This is a genomic window from Pedobacter sp. UYEF25 (assembly GCF_054061655.1).
The window spans coordinates 25,620-46,355 of record NZ_JBSSEL010000014.1; the positions used below are offsets into that span (position 1 = coordinate 25,620).

Consider the following 20,736-nt stretch of genomic DNA (forward strand, 5'->3'; position numbering starts at 1 on the left):
GTTGGGTAAGATTCTTCGATAAGTTCGCTGGTTTTAATAAACCCACGAAATGTAAATAAAAGCCAAAGCGAACTTTAAAAATTTACACGAAAATATACTCCCATTTTGTTTGATTATTTCAACAGCCTGTCTATCAATTTTTTAAAATAAAATGGCCATCAAAACATCTGTCTTGACGGCCATTTTTTACACGAAATATAATTTGTTTATAAACGGAGCTTACATCATGCCGCCCATACCGCCGCCGCCCATTGGAGGCATTGATGAAGCGCCACCTTCTTCTGGCTCATCTGCTAAAACCACTTCGGTTGTTAACAACATGGCCGCAATGGAAGCTGCGTTTTCTAAAGCTACTCTGCTTACTTTTGTTGGATCGATAACGCCGGCTCCAATTAAATTCTCGTACACATCAGTACGCGCATTGTAACCGAAATCATCTTTTCCTTCTTTAACTTTCTGAACCACAATAGAACCTTCAACACCAGCATTTTCGCAAATCTGACGTAATGGTTCTTCAATTGCTCTACGAATGATTTGAATACCTGTATTCTCATCTTCGTTTTCACCTTTTAAGTTAACCAAAGCTTCTACCGCACGAATAAATGCAACTCCACCACCTGCAACAATACCTTCTTCCACTGCCGCTCTAGTAGCGTGCAAAGCATCATCAACACGGTCTTTCTTCTCTTTCATCTCCACCTCACTTGCAGCACCAACGTAAAGTACCGCCACACCGCCAGCTAACTTTGCCAAACGTTCTTGCAATTTCTCTTTATCGTAATCCGAAGTAGTGGTTTCTATTTGAGCTTTGATCTGGCTAACGCGAGACTTAATGTCCTCGCTATTGCCTGCACCATTAATTATAGTCGTGTTGTCTTTATCTACAACTACTTTTTCGGCTGTACCTAAATAAGTTAAATCTGCATTTTCTAATTTGTAGCCTCTTTCTTCTGATACCACAATGCCACCAGTTAAAATAGCGATGTCTTCTAACATTGCTTTTCTACGATCTCCAAAACCTGGTGCTTTAACAGCAACAACTTTTAATGAACCACGGATTTTGTTTACTACCAAAGTTGCCAATGCTTCGCCATCTAAATCTTCAGAAATAATGACTAAAGGTTTGCCAGTTTGAACAGTTTTTTCTAAAACAGGCAACAATTCCTTCATGTTACTAATCTTCTTATCGTAGATTAAAATGTAAGGAGTTTCTAATTCTGCTTCCATTTTATCTGCATTGGTCACAAAGTAAGGAGATAAATAACCTCTATCAAATTGCATCCCTTCTACTGTTCTTACTTCAGTTTCCGTACCTTTTGCTTCTTCAACAGTAATTACACCATCTTTACCAACCTTAGCCATTGCTTCTGCAATCAGCGCACCGATTACTTCGTCGTTATTGGCAGAAATAGACGCTACTTGCTTAATTTTGTTGTTGTCTTCACCAACTGTCTGAGACTGTGCCTGAAGATCCGCAACCACAGCTTTAACTGCTTTATCAATTCCTCGTTTCAAATCCATAGGATTTGCACCAGCAGCTACATTTTTAATTCCTGTAGTAATGATTGCTTGCGCCAATACAGTAGCAGTTGTTGTTCCATCACCCGCAATGTCTGCTGTTTTAGAAGCAACTTCTTTTACCATTTGAGCGCCCATGTTTTCAACGGCGTCTTTTAATTCAATTTCTTTCGCAACGGTTACACCATCTTTTGTAATTACTGGCGAACCAAATTTCTTATCGATAATTACGTTACGTCCTTTTGGACCTAAAGTTACCTTTACGGCATTTGCAAGAATGTCAACACCTCTTTTCAGGGCGTCGCGTGCTTCTACATTGTATTTAACTTGTTTTGACATTTTATATAGATTTGAGGTATGAGCAAGGAGAATCGAGACAAATGCATCTAACCCATTGCATACCTTTTTATTAATGATATATTTTTTGCTTTAAGTTTAGAGCTTTTCGCCTTTAAACTCAACTATCCAACTATCGCGTAGATATCTGTCTCGCGCATAATTAAATAATCTTTACCGTCAATAGGAAGTTCTGTACCACCGTACTTTCCGTACAATACTACATCTCCAACTTTTACAGATGGTTTTTTACCTTCAGCATCTTCATCGGATACCGACATTACGGTGCCTCTAGATGGTTTTTCTTTCGCTGTATCGGGTATATAAAGACCAGAAGCAGTTTTTTCTTCGGCCGCTGCCGGCTCTACAATTACCCTATTAGCTGTGCCAGCAATTGGTTTAAGATTTAACGACATAATTATTTTTAGTTTTTAATTTGATAAAAAAATTTATTACAATTCAGTCAACACTTTTTATGCCAATGGTGATGTATTGACAAATTTTCACCAAACTGTCAATTATTTCCTTTTGCTGGCAAATCGGAAAAAGTCTACGTGCCATGATGGCAGACGAGCAGAGGTTAGGGTTAGGAGTTAAAGGTTGAAAGTCGTGTTGCACAGTGATATTTCTCAAGGAGGATTCACGACTTGGTGAACGATAAAAGTCGAAAGTTGCGGGGCTTAGCGCATGTCGAAATTTTTCTGAAGTTAAGGTTGAAGGTTAAAATTTAAAAGTCGGATTGCACGAATGTATTTCTTAAGAAAGAATACACGATTTTTTTAAAGCCCGGCATGACCCTAAATCCGCAAAACATTCTATTGTTTAATAGCTAATTGCCCACAAGCTGCATCAATGTCCTTTCCTCGACTTCGCCTGATGTTTGTATTTATGCCTTGATTTTTAAGATGGTTTGCAAAAGCATCTATTTTATCACCTTCCGCATTGGTATAATCGGCAAAGGCGATGGGATTGTATTCTATTAAATTTACTTTACATGGAATGTGCTTGCAAAATTTGGCCAGGTCGGCGGCGTCTTCAAGCTCATCGTTAAAATTGTTAAAAACGATGTATTCATAGGTCACAGGATTTCTAGTCTTTGCAAAATAATATTTTAATGCATCTGCCAACGCGGCCAAAGTGTTTGACTCATTGATGGGCATAATCTCATTCCGCTTTTTATCATCTGCCGCGTGCAGCGACAAGGCAAGATTAAACTTTGCGCCATCATCTGCCAATTTTTTAATCATTTTTGCAATGCCAGCAGTAGAAACCGTGATGCGCTTATAACTCATGTTTAACCCATCTGGAGCGGTAATCCGCTCAATAGATTTCAGCACATTTGCATAATTTAGCAGTGGCTCGCCCATGCCCATATACACAATGTTGCTTAATGGGGTTTTATAATTCTCCTTCGCCTGCTTATCAATCAACACGACTTGGTCGTAAATTTCATCGGCATTTAAATTCCTTTTCCTATCCATATACCCTGTTGCACAGAATTTACAACTCAAACTACAACCCACTTGGGAACTTACACAGGCCGTCATCCGTTCATCTAACGGAATTAAAACGCCTTCTACAATATTGCCATCTGCCAAACGGAAAGCATTTTTTATCGTATCATCATTACTAACCTGGGAATTGCTGATTTTGACCGCATGGATGGCAAATTTCTCTTCCAGCGTATGGCGCAAGTCTTTAGAAAGATTACTCATTTCCTCAAAAGTTATGGCAGATTTTTCCCACAACCATTGATAAATCTGCTTTGCTCTAAAGCCCGATTGATTTAACACAAGCAAGTGTTCTTGCAATTGAGGCAAGGTTAAGGAACGTATATCTATTTTTTTGTTTGCAGAAATTACCATAATATTTATCGCCGCACAGGCTTAAAACGAGCATCGCAAAGTTAAGGAAAAAAAGGACTAAAGCGGGAAACCCTAAGACTAATGCGCACCTAGCTTGTAAATTCGGTGTAAGAAGGTCTTTTTTAACAAGCTAATGTAAGATTGAAATGTATACTGGTCAACTTTTCGCACAACTTCATTCAACTGTAGCTTGCAACTTTGCCAAAAACGTTATCTGCTGCCGCCAGAATAAGGCTTTACTATTCTTTTTCCTTTAAGTGTTTTTCTTTTACCAGGTGCAGCAATGGTTTTAGCGCTAGATTTCTTACCTGGTTTAGCAGTTAGTTTTTTACCGGCAGTTTTATGCTCAGGTTTTGGTTTTGCAAAAGTCCTTTTTGGTTTATCGTCTTTAATTAAATCTACACCTATTCCCCAAGTACTGGTTTTTTTCTTAGTATTCTTTGGTTTTGCAGTTCCCTGCGATGAAGATTTTTCTACACTTTCCATCAACGCGTTCATTTCATCTTCAGTAAGTTCCCTAAACTCGCCAGAAGGAATGCCTTTCAACGTGATGTTCATGATGCGTGTGCGTTCTAATTTGGTCACCTCATATCCAAAATGTTCGCACATCCTCCGTATTTGTCTATTCAATCCCTGAACCAAAATCAGGCTAAAAACAGTTGTACTTATCTGCCTAACTTTACATTTCCGAGTGTTCACACCTAAAATCGGCACACCGCCGGCCATCTGAATAATGAAATCTTCGGTAAGGGCTTTATTTACGGTAACCACGTATTCCTTTTCGTGTTTGTTGCCAGCTCTTAAAATCTTGTTAACAATATCGCCGTTATTGGTTAAAAAAATTAGACCAGAAGAATCTTTATCTAATCGGCCAATTGGGAAAATGCGCTCACTGTAATTTACGTAATCAACAATGTTTGCCGGTACATTTTTTTCTGTGGTACTAGTAATTCCAACAGGCTTATTAAATGCAATTAACACAAAAGCATCTTCTTGTTTGGGTTCGATGTTATGACCATTTACCATCACACGATCTCCAGCAACCACTTGGTCACCCACCGTTGCGCGTTTCCCGTTAATAAATACATTCCCTTTTTCTATAAATCGATCTGCCTCTCGTCTGGAACACAAGCCGCTTTCGCTGATAAATTTATTTAAACGTGTGGAAGAATTGGAATTCATGCTACAATTTTACTCAAAATTTTTTCTGTTCGATTATCAAAAGCTGTAAATAACTAACTTGCAAATAAAATTAGCTAAAATGAGGGCGGTAATACAAAGAGTGACAGAAGCCGTTTGTAAGGTTGATGGTAAAATTACAGGCGAAATATCAACTGGATTTTTAGTCCTTTTGGGCATAGAGAACGCAGACAAATTAGAGGATCTGGATTGGTTGGCAAAGAAAATTGTTGGACTTAGGGTTTTTGGAGATGAGCACGGATTGATGAACAAAGCCCTGGCCGATGTTGATGGGAACATTTTGCTTATCAGTCAGTTTACGCTGTTTGCCGCAACTAAAAAAGGCAACCGGCCGGGATTTACCCGTGCAGCAAAACCAGAAGTTGCCGTTCCTTTATATGAACAAATGATCTATAAAATATCAGCGTTGCTCAATAGAAAAATAGAAGCAGGAATTTTCGGTGCCGATATGAAAGTAAGTTTATTGAACGATGGACCGGTGACGATATTGATTGATACAAAAAATAAAGAGTAAAATTTTCGCTTAGAAAGACGAAAACCAACACAGTACTTTGTCCGATAAAACTAAATATATGCCAGCCAATTCATTACTTGGAAAAATAACTTATTCTCAAGCGAGTTTGGCTGCCCTTTTCTCTTTCATCGCATTAAAATTACTCTTGCCGTGCTTGCTGGTCAATCCAATTTATGAATTGCACCGCGACGAATTTTTACATTTAGATCAAGCAAATCACTTGGCTTGGGGCTTCCAATCAGTGCCTCCTGTAACGTCTATTTTTGCATTATTAATTAAATTTTTGGGAAAGAGCGAAGCGGTAATCCGTTTGATATCTGCAACTATTGGCGCAGCAACATTGGTGTTTACGTGGAAAATAGTTGGCGAACTTGGGGGTAATTTATATGCAAAGAGTTTATCGGCTATTGCATTAATTTGCTCAACCATTGGCCGATTAGACTTACTTTTTCAGCCAAATGCTTTTGATATATTGAGCTGGACCGCACTATATTTTTTTTTAATCAAATTTATTAAGACCAAAAAAACTGCCTTTCTTTATTATTCAGCGATCTGTGTAGGCATAGGTTTTTTAAATAAGTACAGCATTTTATTTTTATTAGCGGGTTTACTTCCTGCACTCATCTTTTCTTCTCAGCGGACGATTTTTAAAAATAAGCACTTCTATTTTGCAGCTTTCCTTACATTGCTAATTATGTTGCCGAATTTGCTTTGGCAATACAATCACAATTTTCCAGTGGTTTGGCACATGAAAGAGCTGGCGAAAACACAGTTGGATAAAATTAATAGAATTGATTTTTTGAAAGACCAATTGCTTTACTACGTCAATATTATTTTTATTGTGTTTGCAGGATTGCTTTCGTTGATGTTTTCTAAGCCCTTTAAAGATTACCGCTGGATAGTCATTGGGTTTGGTTTTTCAATCTTCCTTTTCATCTATTTTCGAGCCAAAAGCTATTATGCGGCAGGATTATATCCGATAATTATTGCTGCTGGCTGTGCTTATTTTGGGCGGGTATTGGATAGGCCATCTTTGCGATATCTAAAGGTATTGACCTTAATTATTCCAGTTATTTTTTTCTTATTCATATTAAGAGTGTCCTATCCATTTCTAACTCCGAAAAGGATTGTTCAAAAGCAAAAGATTTTCAGCAAAGTTGGTGTTCTAAAGTGGGAAGACGGTTTACAACATGAATTACCCCAAGATTTTGCAGATATGCTCGGCTGGAAGGAATTGGCCGACTTAACAGACCTCGCTTATACAAATGTTAAAGACAAATCTACTGTTTTGGTTCGGGCCGATAACTATGGAGAAGCGGGAGCAATTAATTATTATTCTCGTTTTAAAGACATCAATGCTGTTTCTTATCACGCAGATTATTTAAATTGGTTTAAACTGGATAAGCCAATTATAGATGCTATTTTTATTTTTGGCCCATACGACGATGATCCTAAACGGAATAAGGAAAAGCCTTTCTTTAAGAAGATTACCAAAATTGGCGAAGTCAAAAATCCTTACGCTCGAGAAAAAGGAACCAGCGTTTTCTTGCTCGAGGGTGCTAGTGAAGACGTTACTACCATCATAAAAGAAGAAATTAAACAACAACAACATGACTATTGAAGAAGCGCAACAAACGGTTGACCATTGGATTAAAACCACAGGAATACGTTATTTTAATGAGCTCACTAATATCGCGATATTGATGGAGGAAGTAGGCGAAGTAGCCAGAATTATTGCAAGAAAGTACGGCGAACAATCTTTTAAAAAAAGTGATGAAGCAGCAAACCTTGCGGACGAACTGGCGGATGTACTTTTTGTATTGATTTGTTTAGCAAATCAAACTGGTGTAAATTTAACAGATGCGCTACACAAAAATTTAGAGAAGAAAACAATCAGAGACGCAACGCGGCATAAGGAAAATAAAAAAATAAATCCTTAACGTTGTGGTGCTAGAATGGGTTTAAGACGCTACAAATTCCATCAAAGTTCTGTAGGCCACAAATTTATTCGCAAACTTTGCGTTAAGTTCTTGCTGAAGTGCCGGAGCAAATTCTGCTAGATATTCCTTATACTTTTCTTCGCTCGTTGCAACATATTGAGTACAATAAGTAACGCCCTCATTAGGAGAATCCAAGACGCGCAACAACCGATACGAAATAAATTTTTCTGTATCCATAACTGCAGGAACATGAACTTTTTGCATCCAATCTAACCAATCATTTGCAATACCTTCCTCTAAAATTAAGGTAACATTGTATAAAATCATACTGTAAAGTTAGAAAACGAATATTGTTTTTGGAGTTTTTCCAGCTAAATACCATCGTTACTCCTAAGCGCTCTAAATCGTTTGCGTGCGTCGGATACAAACATGCTGCCAGAATAATCTGTAATCAGTTTTTCAAAATAGATCTTGGCTTTATCTTTATCTTTCAACTTGGTCTCATATAAATCGCCGAGCATAAATAGTGCATCGTCGGTAAAAATTCCATCTTTGTATTGAATTGCCAGCTTTGTTAGCGTTTCTATTGCTTTGGTGTAATCAGCTTCGCTGATGTAGATTTGAGATTTGCTCATCAATACCGCATCTGCTAAGCTATTTTTTGGATAAACAGCATTTACGCTATCTAATTTTTGAATGGCTTGTTGCGTTTTATTTCTAAAAATCAGCATTTCTGCATCGGCGTACATCTTCAGTGCACTGCTGTCTTTAGGATCCTGGTTGTTATCCGTAATAAGTAAGCTCAAGTTTAGTGCATCATTTGCAATGAGCTGCGAAGTTGCCGCTTTAAGCACTTGACATTGCGACAATGCATATTCGAAATTTCCTTGATAGAACGACAATTTTGCGCTTTTAAAACTCGCTTCGTTTGCAATCTGTTGACCTTCAAACTGTTTTGCGACCTGCTCGTAAGTCAAAAATGCATCCCAAGGTTGTCTATTTAAAATATAGATGTCTCCCAATGATAGTTTGATTTCGCCAATAAGAGTTTCTGGCAAACCAGGTATTTCCAAAGTTTGTTCTAAAATTTCCTGCGCCTTCTTTGGATTATTTAAATAGTAAGCATTGAGCTGTGCAAGCTTTTGAGCCGCAAAAAGTGTATTTTTATTTTTGCCATACTTAGCCAGCAAATCTTCATATGCTCGAGCTAGTTTATTTACATCCTCTTCAGGTTTTACCCCTTCTATCAACAAACTGTATTTGGTATTCAGCAGCGCTACTTTGGCGGGAAGAAAGTAAGAATTTTCTTCCCCTTTAGCCACCAAATATTCATAGCCCTTAATTGCACTATCGAAAGCATTGTTGTTGGCAAAAACTTCCAAGGAGTTGAACAAGGTAGACCCATCATCTTTTGTTCTTTTATCAAATGCAATTAGTTGCCTTAGCGCCATATCGTATTGCTGCATCTGGATGTAATTCCAGGTTAAAAGCTTTACGTAAACCGTTGCATCGGGTTGTTTTTGGATCTTTTTTAAAATACCCGTTTGAAAATTTATGTAATCCGCATTGTCGTCGAAAGCGTTTGAAAGAACGCTTTCTGCCTGCGGCAAGAGTTCTGGCATAGTTGCCAACGCATCTAAATAAGCTTGCATTAACATTGGCTTATCTTTCCTAAACCGATAAAGATTTATCAGTTCGAAGGTAAAAGCGTTTGGATCTTCCAACAATACCCTGCCGCGTTTAAAGGTCTCTGCGGCTTCATCATAATTTCCATATTGATAGAAAGAATTGGCTAATATCCGAACTCTAAATTCGTCTTTCGGCAATTGATTGATCAATTTCATGAAAATTTTACCGGCATTTTTCTCGTCGCCTTGTTCCTGATAGATTTTACCTTGGGCAATTACATAATCGTCGTTTGTTGGATCTGCATTCGCTCGTTTTTTTATCAATGATTCTGCTTTGGCGTATTTTTTTAATTTTAGCAGCGTGCTAAAATAAACATTGAAGAAGAGGTCGCTATTTGGTTTTTCGAATACTTTCTCGAACAAAGCTGCAGCTTTTTCAAATTCGCCATCTCTATAATATTGTATGGCTAAACTGCTTTCGCTATCTGCGATCTGAGGCCTTTGACCAATAACTTGCGCAGAAACAGCGGTTGAAAAAAAACAAAGAAATACAAAAAAACACCTCAACATAGACCAACTGATTTGCGCCATAAATATAAGAATAAAGCGCCAAGGAAAAATGCCCGCTGCTTCACTTCTCGAAAAGAAAGCGTGTGCAGCGCTTGGTTATAAAAATGTTACTCTATGCTATGCAGTTTTGGTAAGTTAAAATGCTACATTGAGTCCCTAATATCAGTTTAAACTCTTTTTCATTAAGTGGCTGAAAGAATGAAATGGTTTCTGGTTTATTAATAAGATTCTATGTTAAAAGGAATAGGTATCATCATTTTATCTGCATTACTTTTCTGTTGTAAGAACAAGGAAACAGCGAATACTATACCTGTTGATGATTTTTTTAAATCGCGTGATAAGGCCTATTACCGTGTATCGCCAGATGGGAAAACCCTAGCCTACCTACAATTACAAAATAAGAAATCGGCGCTTTTCGTAGAAAATCTTGCTACAGGCCAAAAGAAACAGCTCACCAATTTAACCGATAAAGACATAAGCTTTTATTTTTGGACGAGCAGCAACGAACTTATTTTTTACGCTGAAGAAAATGGGAAAGATCGAAAATCTAATTTGTTCTTAGTCAATAGAAATGGGGGCAAACTTTTCCTGTTAAACGCGAGCAAAAAATCTAGCCTTCGTGTAATTGAGGATCAATTGATAGACGACAAATACATTGTGGTACTTTCCAATAAAAGAGACTCAACCGTTTTTGATGTTTACAGACTTAACGTGCGCGATGGAAGTATGCAAATGGCTGCAAAAAACCCAGGGAATGTTACTAGTTGGATGACCGATAACAAAGGGGTGTTGCGAATTGCGATAGCGAGCGATGGCGTAAATGAAACGTTATTGTTTCGTAAAAATGAACAGCAGCCATTTAAGCCCGTAGTAACCAATAATTTTAACAGTAGCTTAATGCCCATTGCTTTTTCTGAAAAGCAGCCTGACGTAATTTACGCAATTTCTAATGTAAACCGTGATAGGAATGCGTTGGTAACCATGAATTTATCTACCGGAAGAGAAGATAGTATTCTTTTTGCAAACGATAGTTTAGACGTCATTAGCGCTAAATACTCTCAAAAAAAAGGGAAAATATTGTTTGTGACCTGTGAGACCTGGCGGAAGGAAAAATTCTATCTTGATGACAGTACACGCTTGGCAAATACTAAAATAGACAAGCTGTTGCCAGGTTCTGAATGGAGGATTATAGATAAGGACAACGATGACCATGTCTTTGTTATCAGAACGTTCACTGATAGAAATCCAGGCTCCTATTATCTTTATACCAGTAGCAATAATAAGCTTAAAAAACTGGCCGACATTAATCCATCTATAAATGAGGAGGACATGAGTGCAACCAAACCCATTAGTTTTAAAACAGATGATGGGCTGACAATACATGGTTATCTCACACTTCCAAAAAAAGAAAGACTCACAAACTTACCGGTTGTTGTGCTGCCCCACGATGGGATACGAGGACGGAGTAGTTGGGGCTATGACGCCGAAGTACAGTTTTTAGCGAACAGAGGTTATGCCGTTTTACAAATCAATTACAGAGGCTCGTCCGGTTATGGAAAAGCATTTTATTCTGCCGGTTTTAAGGAATGGAACGGAAAGATTCAAAGTGATGTCAATACTGGTGTAAAATGGTTAATCAATCAAAAAATTGCCGATCCAAATAGAATTGCCATTTACGGCAACGGACTTGGCGGCTATTTGGCAATAAATTGTCTTTACAAAAATCCAAAAATGTACCGTTGTGGAGGTTCCAATTCTGGTGTTATCAATCTCTTTAGCTATCTGAAATCCATTCCTCCTTATTTTAAATCATATCTTCAAATGTATTATGAAGTGATCGGCAACCCGATCTCCGATTCAGAAGCTTTGCGCATGGCTTCTCCGGTTTTCCATGCCGATGAATTTGAGAGACCTGTTTTTATTGCTCAAAACCCCAATGATCCTGAAGTAAATGTGGCAGAAGGCATTCAATTTATTAAAGAACTTAAAAAGCGAAATGTACCAGTTACTTACGTCGAAAAAGAAGACAGTGCAAACCCAATTTTGAAGCAGCAAGCCCGAACAGAATTATACAAATCGCTAAAAGTATTTTTAGAGGAAAATTTAAAATAACAATGGCCGAAAAAGGGAAAAATGGATACCGGAATAGCTTAAGGCTGGGTGTTATTTTCTTTGTCTTAATTTCAATAGCTTTCATTACATCCTTGTTTTTGGCTTTTAAGTACAGCAAAAAATCTATAGAAAATGATTTCGCCTCAGAGAAAATAAATGTACTAGAAGAAAGTTTAAAACCTTACGCCGATTTTTTCCAGAATAAACTGCCTGAAATTTCTTACTATAATGGTTTTCTAGACTCCGCAACCGCTGCAAAATTTATTGGTAGCGTACTCATAAAATATCCTTTTGTTTCTAAAGTGGTTTTTTACGATACAGAAGTTAAAAATACGCCAGTAAAAGACGGAATGAATGTGGAAAAGCTTTCTATCGGGCCAAAATCCATCTATCAATTTGGTAAAAACGTTAGGGCAGATTCTGTAAAGTTGTTTTCTTTGGACAATACACGACGTTTTAAAGTTGGAGATGATTTTAATTTGATGGCTTATAAACTCGTCACTTTTGTAGATCAGTTAGACACTTCGCTAGTCCCGAATCAAGAAGATTTATTCACTAATTTTTCGGTTATTTCTCCGAACGATAGCCGAATTACCTATCTAAATATTCCCAGACTAGAGGACTTAAAAGTTTATAAAAAGATGATCAGGAAAAAATTGGATCCATCTCCAATCTATCAGCAAGATATGATGGTTTTTCAGTTAAACCCTTATTTGCTCAAGGTTATTAACACGCGTAAAAAACTTTATGAAACTGTAAAAGTAGTGCCTATTACGTATGATCCGATTAACAATTTACAAACCAACATTAATACCGACATTGCGCTGCCCGGTGCTTTCTCCAATTTTAAGCTGTACTTTACTTCTTCCAAAGCTCACATTAAAAGCGATGTTTTAATTTATTTCTTTCCAATTGCCGGGGTATTACTGCTTATTTATGGAGTACTGTTGCTGGTTGCATTTTTAATCTACAGAAATTTGCGCATAAATGGTAAAATATTTGAGCTGCAATATGACTTCGTAAACAATTTAACGCACGAGTTTAAAACACCAGTTAGCGTAATAAAAATTGCCGGCAACAATATAAAGAGCGGTTCTTCGCTTAGTCCTTCAGAGTTAAACCATTATGGCAAAATTTTAGACGAAGAAGCCGATAAGTTAAATGGATTAATTAACAAATTGTTAGCATTTACTCAGGTAGAAAATAGATCTATTCGGCTAAATAAAGACGAAGTAAACATCAAAGATTTTATAGAGGATACCATAGATACGCATCAGTTAAAGCATGATGATTTTCAAATTGAATATGAAATTACAGGTTTTAAAACTTTTATTACAGATCCTGTGTTACTAGGCAGCCTGTTCGATAACTTGGTAGAAAATGCCTACAAATATTCTAACCCGGGGAAAAAAAATCTTCAAATTAAGGCAGTATTAGAAAAAGGCTTTTTAGTTTTCTATTTTAGAGATAAAGGAATAGGCATCCCGCGAAGCGAATTGAAAAATGTGTTCAAAAAGTTTTTTAGGGTGCAAAACGAATACAATCAAACAGGAAGTGTTGGCTTAGGCTTAGCCTTTTGCAAAGAATTGGCTAATTTTATGCAAGGCGATATAACAGTTGAAAGTAAACTCGGTGTAGGTACTGAATTTAAAATTGTATTGCCTTATACGCACTAATTTACATGTATTATCAGTTAGATAATTAGGCTAAAGCACTTTAAAAAGAAATGATTTATTAAAGTATTATAACAATGACAAAAGAAGTTAAAATATTAATTGTTGAAGATGATGAAAATTTAAGATTCTTAATTTCGCATCGGTTAAAAACTGAAGGTTATTTAGTTTTGGAGGCAAAAGATGGAGAGGAAGGTGAGCGCATAATTTTAGAAGAGCAGCCCGATATTGTATTGTTAGATTGGATGTTGCCAGGTAAGCAAGGCGCCCAGGTGTGCGAAAGCGTTAGGAAAAAAGGCTTCGAAAACTTAATTATTATGCTTACTGCTAAAGCGCAAGATGTAGATAAAATAGATGCATTTAGTTTTGGCGCTTCTGATTATTTAACCAAACCGTTTAGTATGGGTGTATTGGTAGCGATGCTAGACAGTAAGGTAAAATTCGTAGTAAATAAAGATGTTACAGAGATCCACCGATTTGCCGACATGGAGCATCATCCAAATATCCATTCTTTAATTAAGAATGGTAAAAAGATAGAATTAACTATTCTGGAGAACCGAATCTTGCTTTATTTTTTACGTAATGCAGGCAAGGTTGTTAGCAGAGATGAGTTGATGTTGGCCGTTTGGGGATACAATTCCGATGTGAATACAAGAACATTAGACATGCACATTGTTAGGCTTAGAAAAAAAATAGAACACAACCCCGATAGTCCGCATTTATTACAAACAGTACGCGGAGTGGGTTATAAATTCGATGCAAATTGATCCACAAAGGTTAGATTAACGCCAAAAATTTAGTGCAAATGGGTAGAAGCCAGGAATTTATTGGGAGCAATCAAAAAATACATCACTTTGCCCGCAAAATTTGCGCCTTTAAATCTATCCTTTTGTCTCCTTAAAATGGCTTAGAGTATCGATCAAAAGTTCAAAAATTGACATACATTTTTTTCGGGGCGTTTTGGGTTCTTGAATTATTCCTTTGGTTGTGCAGAGGCCGCAGCGAAAGGATTTAGTTACTGTCCTTTGTGTTAGCGAGTAGCCAGATGTATGCAGGTGAAAGCGCCCAAATCTCCTTAATAATTTTTTGAAAACTTTAGCCTAAATGTTTCTGGCGGCTTCAGGCAAAATTTTGCCGGAATCGCTCATTTTTCGCAATCTGCCGCTACAGCTTAGTTTTGGCACGCGATGTATTCCCGGAAAAAAAAACCGTATACCGCGAACAAAAAGTATGAGCCATAGTTATGAACCATGCTAGCGCTCCTGATTGGAGTGGCATCCTTTCCATCGGCCTTTTCGGCTGTGGAAAGATACAACGGAAAGCAGGTAAAAGCGCCCAAATCTCTTTAATAATTTTTTGAAGCCTTAAGCCTAAATGTTTCCGGCGGCTTCAGGCAAAAATTTGCTGGAGTCGCTCATTCTCCGCAATCTGCCGCTACAGCTTAGTTTTGGCACGCGATGTATTCCTTGAAAAAATAACCGTGTACCGCTGACAAAAAGTATGAGCCATAGTTATGAACGTGGCAGCGATTGGCCATAAATATTGTAAAGTTGATCCTGACTTCGAAGGTATTTCTTCCTTTGTCTGCGTTTAACTTCTTAGATTTAAGCCCGTTTCAAGGTAAAAATTGTAATTTCCGGCAAGATTCCTACCCTACCTGGATAACCCAAGAAACCATAACCAACGTTTACGTATAACTGCTGGTGCGCTTCTCTGTAAAGTCCTGCCCATTCTTTATAAATGTATTGAATTGGACTCCACTGGATTTCTTTGAAGCGCAGTCCGAATTGCATACCGTGTGTATGTCCGCTAAACATAGCGTCTATTTGTGGATATTGAGGTAAAATTTGTGCACGCCAATGAGATGGATCATGACTTAATAGAAGCTTCACCGGCAAATCGTCGGTATTTTTTATGGTCGGCTCCATTTTTCCATATTTTGGAAAACGGCCCATTCCCCAATTTTCGACTCCTAGGATGCCTATCTCCGCTCCATTTACCTTTAATCGCCTATTTTCATTCCTAAGTAAACTGTAGCCCATTTGTTTATGCACGGTCACCATGTCCTCTAAATTTTTAACCTTTGCAGGCGAGGACTGCGCGCCGAAGAAGTAGTCGCCATAATCGTGGTTTCCCAAACTAGAAAAAACCCCCAATGGCGCTTTCACTTTAGAAAACATCTCTTGATAATCTCTCACCTCTTTGGTAAGGTTATTCACCAAATCTCCAGTAAAGAAAATGAAATCAGGTTTTTCCTTCATTAGCATTTCTACACCTCCTTTTACCGCGGTTTTATTATAAAAACTGCCGGAATGTATATCGGAGATTTGTCCAAGGGTGATCCCTTCGAAAGCTGAAGGCAAGTTGGGTAATATTAGGTCTACCCTTTTTATCGTGTAATCGTAAGCGCCAGAAATAATGCCCCAGCTCAGTGATGTTAGTGGCACCGCTGCGGTAATTAAACCTGCCTTTACCAAAAAAGAAGATCGAGAAATTGGTGCTTCGATTGATAATGCCGGATTGCCATTTGCCTTTGTTTCGACTTTTGACTTAACAAAATATCTCTGTAACTTAATCCAACCTCGTCTAATGTCATCAACAATTAGAAAAGGCAACATGACAAATTTACAAGCCACTGTTAGAAAGAAGGCAACGAGAATAATTGCACGAAGTGTTAAAATTAAATCTAGATAAATGCCACAAAATACGCCTATAATCAGGAGTGCGCTATATAGCCAATAAGCGACAGAAAAAACCTTTCTCGTAGAAGGTTTCCATTTATTAAAAGTTGATAAAATGGCTGAAAAGAAGTAAAAATCGAAAGCAGTTATAAAAATACAAGCAGCTATGATGAGGGGTAATCGACCCATGTTAAAGTTTATCGTTGTACAAAAATGGGCAGAATTGTGTTACTGCCCATTATAAATCATTATTGTATTTTATCTGAAATCATCCTCGTCCTGTTCGCTGTCAAACTCTTCGTTAAACAAACTCCCAAACATATCGCTAAAACCAAAACCCCCACTTACATAATTTTTATTTAATTGAGAATATTCTGCCAATCCGTGCAGCACAAATTCCATCAAAAGCAAGGTTTGACTTTCGCTCAACTTTGGATGAAAACGTTTAACAAGATCAAATAATTTAGGAACTTCCATCAAAGCCTTCTTATACTGTATGTTGCTTAGCGAGTCCGTTAAATCTAAGTTATTACCTTCAGTAAACCACTCTGTAATTTCGTTGTAAGGGTTAGCAGTTTTGCTTTTCTTAGCTTTTTCCGGGTCTGGAAAAAATTTAGTAAACATGCTTTTAATGGCTTTGCCAATTAGGATAGAAGCCACGTGAGCCGGACCTTCCAGTTCTCCTTCATAAACAAGCTCTATTTTTCCGGTGATGGCGGGAATAATTCCTGCTAAATCTGCAAGCCGCACTACCGTGTTTTTTTCTCCCGCAATAAGCATTCTGCGTTCCGCAGTACTAATTAAGTTTTCGTAAGCGGAAATGGTTAGCCTAGCCGAAACGCCAGATTTTTGATCGATAAATTCACTCTTTCGGGCTTCGAAAGCAATTTGTTCTATAAGATCTTTTATCAATCCATCAGCTTCGATTTTTTCTTTCTGATCTGCAGAAAGCCTAGCTTCTTGAAAAGTAATTTTTCTAGAAATCTCTACACTCTTTGGATAATGTGTAAGAATCTGACTTTCGATTCTATCTTTAAGCGGAGTGACAATACTTCCTCTATTGGTATAGTCCTCCGGATTTGCAGTAAAAACAAATTGGATATCTAAAGGTAAACGCAATTTGAAACCGCGGATTTGGATGTCCTTTTCTTGCAGCATATTGAAGAGCGCCACCTGAATTCTGGCCTGTAAATCCGGTAATTCATTTATTACAAAAATACCTCTGTGCGCCCGCGGTATCAATCCAAAATGAATAACTCGCTCGTCATTGTAGGTAAGTTTTAAGGTTGCGGCCTTAATAGGGTCTACATCGCCAATTAAATCTGCCACGGTAACATCGGGTGTAGCCAACTTTTCTGTATAACGCTCGCTTCGGTGCAACCAAGCAATTTCTGTTTCATCGCCTTTGGTCGCTATCTCGTTTCTCGCAAACCAAGAAATTGGATTCAAAGGATCATCAAAAATTTCGCTACCAACAATATACGGCACATATTCATCCAATAAATTTACCATCAACCTAGCAATTCGGGTTTTTGCTTGTCCGCGCAACCCTAAAAGCAGGATGTTGTGTCGTGATAAAATTGCTGTTTGCAACTCAGGAATGACAGTTTCATCATAACCAATGATGCCTTGAAATTCTGATTTTTTATCCTTTAAAACTTTAATTAAATTCTCTCTAAGTTCTTCTTTTACCGATCTAGTCTGGTAACCAGTGCTTTTTAATTGGCCTAATGTGGTATTTTGCATATGTGTTGAAGGAGTAAGGAACAAGGAGCAAAGATAAAAGACGCTTTGTAATGGATAGTCTATCTTCGTTTCTCGCTGCTAATTCTTTTATCTAGTTAATTATTTTAATGTTAATTTTTATTTAAGGAAAGAGGACGTGCCTAATATAGCTTATTGGTTTTTTTTCCTAGTTCTTTATGCTCAGGTCTATTTTACTGTTCTTCTTCTATTTTTGATGTAATCCTCGAAAATATATTCTCCCAACCCGGTTAAGGAGCTGTAAAATGCGCGACCGCCATTAACCTCAGTAAATTGCCTTACAAATTGTTGCAAATAAGGGTCTTTCGCAATCATAAATGTGGTAATGGGAATTTTTAATCGTTTACATTGCGCTGCCATATTTAAGGTTTTGTTAATCACCTTTCTATCTAAGCCCATGCTATTTTTATAATATTTGCCACCTTCTTTTAAACAAGTTGGTTTGCCATCAGTAATCATAAAAATTTGTTTGTTATGCGTTTTTCGCCTACGTAACAAATCCGTAGCCAACTCTAAACCTGCATAAGTGTTTGTATGATACGGACCAACTTGTAAATACGGCAAATCTTTTACAGAAATTGGCCAAGCATCATTTCCAAAAACCACAATGTCCAGGGTATCTTTTGGATATTTTGTTTTTATAAGTTCCGCCAATGCCATTGCAACCTTTTTGGCAGGCGTAATTCTATCTTCTCCATATAAAATCATGGAGTGAGAAATGTCTATCATTAGAACGGTTGAGGTTAAAGTCTTAAAATCTTTTTCCTCAACTTCCAAATCTCTTTCTGTGAGCGTAAAATTGCCGATGCCGTGGTTAATTTGGGCATTATGGATAGAGGCTGTCATGTCGATCTGATCCAGACTATCGCCAAAATTATATTCCCTCCTATCGGCATTTTTTTCTTCACCAATACCACTTTGATTGCTGTTGTGATTTCCTCTACCGCTTTTTTTAAGCTTACCGAAAATCTCCTCCAGCGCAGACTTTCTAATGGTCTGTTCTGTTTTGGCGGTGATCTTTATTTCCCCGGTTTTGTTGTCTTCGGTTAAATAGCCTTTATCCTTAAGCTCGTCGATAAAATCACCCATACCGTAATCGTTATTGGTAATTTTATACTGTTTATCTAGCTCATTTAACCAGCTTAAAGCCTCGTCGGCATCCCCGGCAGTATAATTAAGCAGTTCACTAAACAGTTTTAGCAGTTCATCAAAACCACCTTTTGGAGCGTCACTGGGTACATAATCTGAAAAACGAAAACCTCTCATGTGTTGTATTAACGGATAATCTAAGGTAAAAGTTTCACTGTGCATTAGTTTAAGCAGGGTGTCATTTTTAATCTTTTACATTTATATCCAGCATGATCTTTAAAGCGGATCGAGACTGGAGATCTTACGCCCTTTTATCGCCGAATTGTAGCTATATCTAAAGACGTAATCTGGTTTGTTTATTTATCTTTGCAATTGATATGCGTAAAACAATATTGTACGTTTTTCTTCTAACTCTATGCTATAGCGGCGCATCTGCACAGCTTTCTGAAAAACAATTGTCACAGGTAAAAGTCGATTTAATTAGGGCCGTAGAAAGTAGCAAAACGACAGACTCTTTATTTGATAAATTAAGTGAGCTGCAGCATAAAACGCCTTTGCTGGTGGCATACGTTGGTGCACTACAGGCGTTGAAAGCAAAGCATGTTTGGAATCCCTACAACAAGGTTGCAAATATCAATCGATCGCTAAAAACCTTGGCTCAAGCCGTAAAGATGGACAACAATAGTCTTGAGATTAGGTTTATTCGTTTTTCTGTCGAATACCATACTCCCGCATTTTTAGGTTTTGGAAAAAATTTAGAGGAGGACAGAAAGGAAATAATTAAGCATTACCGTACCGAAAATTTTAAATCAGCAGGAGACCAACTCGTTAAAAATATTGCAAAGTTTATGATAGAAAGCGACCGTTGTTCAGTCGAGGAAATTAAAATCTTAAAGAAATTTATTTAAATGACTTATACCTATCTGCTTATTAATTTAGGAGTTATATTTTTCCCGCTCATACTGTCATTCGACAAGAAAGTGCATTTCTTTAGTAAATGGAAATTTGTTTTACCGGCTATACTACTCACCGGAGTTGTTTTCCTAATTTGGGACCTCCTTTTTGTTAAACTTAATGTTTGGTCTTTTAATCCAGATTATATTATTGGAATTAAGTTTTTCGGGCTTCCTCTGGAGGAAATATTGTTCTTTTTAACTGTTCCTTATGCCTGTATTTTTATTTATGAATGTCTTAATGCGTATTTTCCATCCAACCAGCTGCAAAAGTACAGTCTGGTTTTAAGCAATTTATTACTTGGGATTTGCATCGCTTTTCTATATTTTGGATACAGCCGCTGGTACACCGTTATCAACTTTGGCTTTTTATTAGTTGTATTGGGATATGTAGAATATCTAAATCATAATCTGCGATTTATGTTTAAATTCTATCGTGCCTATCTTGTTGCATTAATTCCTTTTTACATCGTCAACGGATTTTTGACGTCCATTCCAGTTGTTATCTATAACAATGCAGAAAATATCGGAATCAGGATTGGCACGATTCCTTTTGAAGATCATTTTTACCTGATGGCCCTGCTGTTGATGAATATTTACTTATATGAAGTGCTTAAAAACCGAGGCAAAAATAAATGAATTTGCAACAGTACACCTTACAGCAGCTTGCGCTTAGAAACGGACAAGATAAACCACAAATTTGGGTGGCCTACCAAGGTTTAATTTATGATGTAAGCCAAAGTAGACTTTGGCGGGAAGGAAAGCACTACGAACATTGGGCAGGCCAAGACCTAACAGAAGAATTGGCAGAGGCGCCACACACACAAGAAGTCTTTGAGAAGTTTGAGGTAGTTGGGAAATTGTAATGCCAATATTGGGGAAGGTTTCCACTT

18 protein-coding genes are annotated in these 20,736 nt (G+C 37.5%); 9 read left to right on the top strand and 9 right to left on the bottom strand.

The genetic code is table 11. From position 1 onward, the window contains the following. Positions 1-219: 219 nt before the first annotated feature. From groL to rluF, 4 genes are all read right to left on the bottom strand, one after another. Positions 220-1,857 carry a chaperonin GroEL gene (groL, locus tag ACVWYG_RS13540; RefSeq protein WP_457270769.1) on the bottom strand — a complete coding sequence of 546 codons (1,638 nt, stop codon included), beginning with the start codon at positions 1,855-1,857 and terminating at the stop codon, positions 220-222. Positions 1,858-1,979: 122 nt separating this feature from the next. Next, positions 1,980-2,270, bottom strand: a complete 291-nt coding sequence (locus tag ACVWYG_RS13545; RefSeq protein ID WP_354359291.1) for a co-chaperone GroES — start codon at positions 2,268-2,270, stop codon at positions 1,980-1,982. Between the two features lie 399 nt (positions 2,271-2,669). Next, positions 2,670-3,719, bottom strand: a complete 1,050-nt coding sequence (gene rlmN / locus ACVWYG_RS13550) for a 23S rRNA (adenine(2503)-C(2))-methyltransferase RlmN (protein ID WP_457270770.1) — start codon at positions 3,717-3,719, stop codon at positions 2,670-2,672. Between the two features lie 210 nt (positions 3,720-3,929). Then, a complete protein-coding gene (rluF, locus tag ACVWYG_RS13555; protein WP_457270771.1) occupies positions 3,930-4,901 on the bottom strand; it encodes a 23S rRNA pseudouridine(2604) synthase RluF in 972 nt (323 codons plus the stop codon). 79 nt (positions 4,902-4,980) lie between these two features. On the opposite strand from rluF, the gene dtd reads away from it, so the two are divergent. From dtd to ACVWYG_RS13570, 3 genes are read left to right on the top strand one after another with little or no spacing between them, the layout of a single operon-like run. Next, positions 4,981-5,433, top strand: a complete 453-nt coding sequence (gene dtd / locus ACVWYG_RS13560; protein WP_457270772.1) for a D-aminoacyl-tRNA deacylase — start codon at positions 4,981-4,983, stop codon at positions 5,431-5,433. Between the two features lie 58 nt (positions 5,434-5,491). Further along, positions 5,492-7,054: a glycosyltransferase family 39 protein gene (locus ACVWYG_RS13565; protein WP_457270773.1), complete on the top strand. Its 1,563-nt coding sequence runs from the start codon at positions 5,492-5,494 to the stop codon at positions 7,052-7,054. After that, on the top strand, positions 7,044-7,373 hold the full coding sequence (locus ACVWYG_RS13570; RefSeq protein WP_457270774.1) for a nucleotide pyrophosphohydrolase: 330 nt from the start codon (positions 7,044-7,046) through the stop codon (positions 7,371-7,373). The genes ACVWYG_RS13565 and ACVWYG_RS13570 overlap by 11 nt, the downstream gene beginning before the upstream one ends. Before the next feature lie 21 nt (positions 7,374-7,394). Here the strand turns inward: ACVWYG_RS13570 and ACVWYG_RS13575 are convergent, their stop codons facing one another. Together ACVWYG_RS13575 and ACVWYG_RS13580 are read right to left on the bottom strand one after the other, a co-directional pair. Further along, complete coding sequence (locus ACVWYG_RS13575; RefSeq protein WP_457270775.1) at positions 7,395-7,700, bottom strand: DUF4286 family protein; 306 nt, start codon at positions 7,698-7,700, stop codon at positions 7,395-7,397. Positions 7,701-7,744: 44 nt separating this feature from the next. Further along, positions 7,745-9,592, bottom strand: a complete 1,848-nt coding sequence (locus ACVWYG_RS13580) for a tetratricopeptide repeat protein (RefSeq protein ID WP_457270776.1) — start codon at positions 9,590-9,592, stop codon at positions 7,745-7,747. A 210-nt stretch (positions 9,593-9,802) separates the two neighbouring features. Here ACVWYG_RS13580 and ACVWYG_RS13585 point away from each other — a divergent pair, with 210 nt between their 5' ends. The 3 genes from ACVWYG_RS13585 to ACVWYG_RS13595 all read left to right on the top strand — a co-directional run bounded on the left by ACVWYG_RS13585 (position 9,803) and on the right by ACVWYG_RS13595 (position 14,123). Continuing rightward, on the top strand, positions 9,803-11,683 hold the full coding sequence (locus tag ACVWYG_RS13585) for a S9 family peptidase (protein WP_457270777.1): 1,881 nt from the start codon (positions 9,803-9,805) through the stop codon (positions 11,681-11,683). A gap of 2 nt (positions 11,684-11,685) precedes the next feature. Continuing rightward, positions 11,686-13,359, top strand: coding sequence for a sensor histidine kinase (locus ACVWYG_RS13590; RefSeq protein WP_457270778.1), 1,674 nt, complete (start codon positions 11,686-11,688; stop codon positions 13,357-13,359). 74 nt (positions 13,360-13,433) lie between these two features. After that, a complete protein-coding gene (locus ACVWYG_RS13595) occupies positions 13,434-14,123 on the top strand; it encodes a response regulator transcription factor (protein WP_457270779.1) in 690 nt (229 codons plus the stop codon). A gap of 837 nt (positions 14,124-14,960) precedes the next feature. Here the strand turns inward: ACVWYG_RS13595 and ACVWYG_RS13600 are convergent. The 3 genes from ACVWYG_RS13600 to ACVWYG_RS13610 all read right to left on the bottom strand — a co-directional run bounded on the left by ACVWYG_RS13600 (position 14,961) and on the right by ACVWYG_RS13610 (position 19,067). Continuing rightward, positions 14,961-16,226, bottom strand: coding sequence for a metallophosphoesterase (locus ACVWYG_RS13600; RefSeq protein WP_457270780.1), 1,266 nt, complete (start codon positions 16,224-16,226; stop codon positions 14,961-14,963). A gap of 69 nt (positions 16,227-16,295) precedes the next feature. After that, positions 16,296-17,783, bottom strand: coding sequence for a sigma 54-interacting transcriptional regulator (locus ACVWYG_RS13605; protein ID WP_457270781.1), 1,488 nt, complete (start codon positions 17,781-17,783; stop codon positions 16,296-16,298). A gap of 186 nt (positions 17,784-17,969) precedes the next feature. Continuing rightward, positions 17,970-19,067 carry a vWA domain-containing protein gene (locus ACVWYG_RS13610; protein WP_457270853.1) on the bottom strand — a complete coding sequence of 366 codons (1,098 nt, stop codon included), beginning with the start codon at positions 19,065-19,067 and terminating at the stop codon, positions 17,970-17,972. A 200-nt stretch (positions 19,068-19,267) separates the two neighbouring features. Here ACVWYG_RS13610 and ACVWYG_RS13615 point away from each other — a divergent pair, with 200 nt between their 5' ends. The 3 genes from ACVWYG_RS13615 to ACVWYG_RS13625 are packed head-to-tail and all read left to right on the top strand — an operon-like array spanning position 19,268 to position 20,709. Continuing rightward, positions 19,268-19,798, top strand: coding sequence for a hypothetical protein (locus ACVWYG_RS13615; RefSeq protein ID WP_457270782.1), 531 nt, complete (start codon positions 19,268-19,270; stop codon positions 19,796-19,798). Next, positions 19,799-20,482, top strand: coding sequence for a lycopene cyclase domain-containing protein (locus ACVWYG_RS13620; protein WP_457270783.1), 684 nt, complete (start codon positions 19,799-19,801; stop codon positions 20,480-20,482). It abuts the gene before it with no gap. Then, entirely contained in the window at positions 20,479-20,709 is a 231-nt protein-coding gene (locus tag ACVWYG_RS13625; protein ID WP_457270784.1) for a cytochrome b5 domain-containing protein, read from the top strand. The genes ACVWYG_RS13620 and ACVWYG_RS13625 overlap by 4 nt, the downstream gene beginning before the upstream one ends. Positions 20,710-20,736 lie beyond the last annotated feature (27 nt).